A 1,286-nucleotide genomic window follows, 5' to 3' on the forward strand; every position below is an offset into this window, starting at 1 on the left:
CCCTCACCCCTCGGGCGTCATGGGGTTTGTGCGGCTCCAGTTATTTGGCGGTTTTTTGTTTCCAAAACTCACTGTAAACCCGGGGGGCTGTTGGGGGTTTTGTTCCAAAACCCCAGTGGGACCCCGGTTTTGACCCGCAACAGGAGACACTCATGCGTAGCGCCATCCACACCACCTTCGGTGAACCGGCCGACGTACTGGCCTTGGGCGACAGCCCCATCCCGCAGCCCGGCCTCGGCGAAGTACGGATCAAGACCTTGCTCGCACCCATCCACAACCACGACCTGTGGACCGTGCGCGGCAAGTACGGCTACAAGCCCGCCTTACCGGCCATCGGCGGCAGCGAAGCAGTAGGCATCGTTGAGGCACTGGGCGAAGGCGTCGAAGGCATCACCATCGGCCAGCGCGTCATGGCCGCGTCGGTGCACGGCACCTGGGCCGAGTACTTTATCGCCCCCGCACGCATGGTCATTCCAGTGCCGGACGGCATCGCCGATGAGGCCGCAGCACAGCTGATCGCCATGCCGCTGAGCGCACTGATGCTGCTGGAATTCCTGCAGGCCGAACCCGGCCAATGGATCGTGCAGAACACCGCCAACGGTGCGGTCGGCAAGACCCTGGCCATGCTCGCCGCCGCACGCGGCGTACACGTGCTCGGGCTCGTGCGTCGCGATGCGGGTGTGGACGAACTCAAGGCACTCGGCATCGACAACGTGCTGTCGACAGCACAGCCGGATTGGAAAACGCGCGCGCAGGTGTTGCTCGGCGACACGCTCGCACACGCCGCAGTCGATTCCATCGGCGGTCAGGCCAGCGCGGATCTGGTGTCACTGCTTGGCGACAAGGGCACGCTGGTGTCGTTTGGCACCATGGCCGGCGAAGCCATGCAGATTCCCTCCGGCGACCTGATCTTCAAGCAGGCGACGGTAAAGGGCTTCTGGGGCAGCAAGGTCAGCCAGCAGATGTCGGTGGAGAACAAGCGTCGACTGGTAGGCGAACTGCTGCAGCGCGTGCTGGGTGGCGAACTGGAATTGCCGGTGCAGGCGGTCTACGGGCTGGGTGATGTTGCGGAAGCGGTGACGGCGAGCTTGTTGCCGGGGCGCAAGGGCAAGGTGTTGTTGCGGCCTTGATGGTTGGTCAAAGCCAGGTCAAAACCGGCAAAACCGGGGTGGGGGGGGGGGGGTGGGGGCGGCAGCCCCCCAGGGCACCCCGTTTGGGGGGTTGCGCGCACACCCGCAAAACAACCCCCCGGGGGAAGCTAGGGGGGAGGGCAAAAGATGGGGGGG

Annotated in this window: 1 protein-coding gene; it reads left to right on the plus strand. The window is 64.9% G+C overall.

All coding sequences use genetic code 11. From position 1 onward, the window contains the following. Positions 1 to 152 precede the first annotated feature (152 nt). Positions 153 to 1,130 (plus strand): zinc-binding dehydrogenase, encoded by a 978-nt coding sequence (locus AC1VWL_RS19285; RefSeq protein WP_482987753.1) that lies wholly within the window; start codon positions 153 to 155, stop codon positions 1,128 to 1,130. The last annotated feature ends 156 nt before the right edge of the window (positions 1,131 to 1,286 follow it).

Source organism: Stenotrophomonas sp. STEN063, from assembly GCF_056854515.1.

Bases quoted from the DNA above. Each gene is read 5' to 3' on its own strand.
- AC1VWL_RS19285 (WP_482987753.1), top strand. From the start codon at position 153: ATGCGTAGCGCCATCCACACCACCTTCGGTGAACCGGCCGACGTACTG.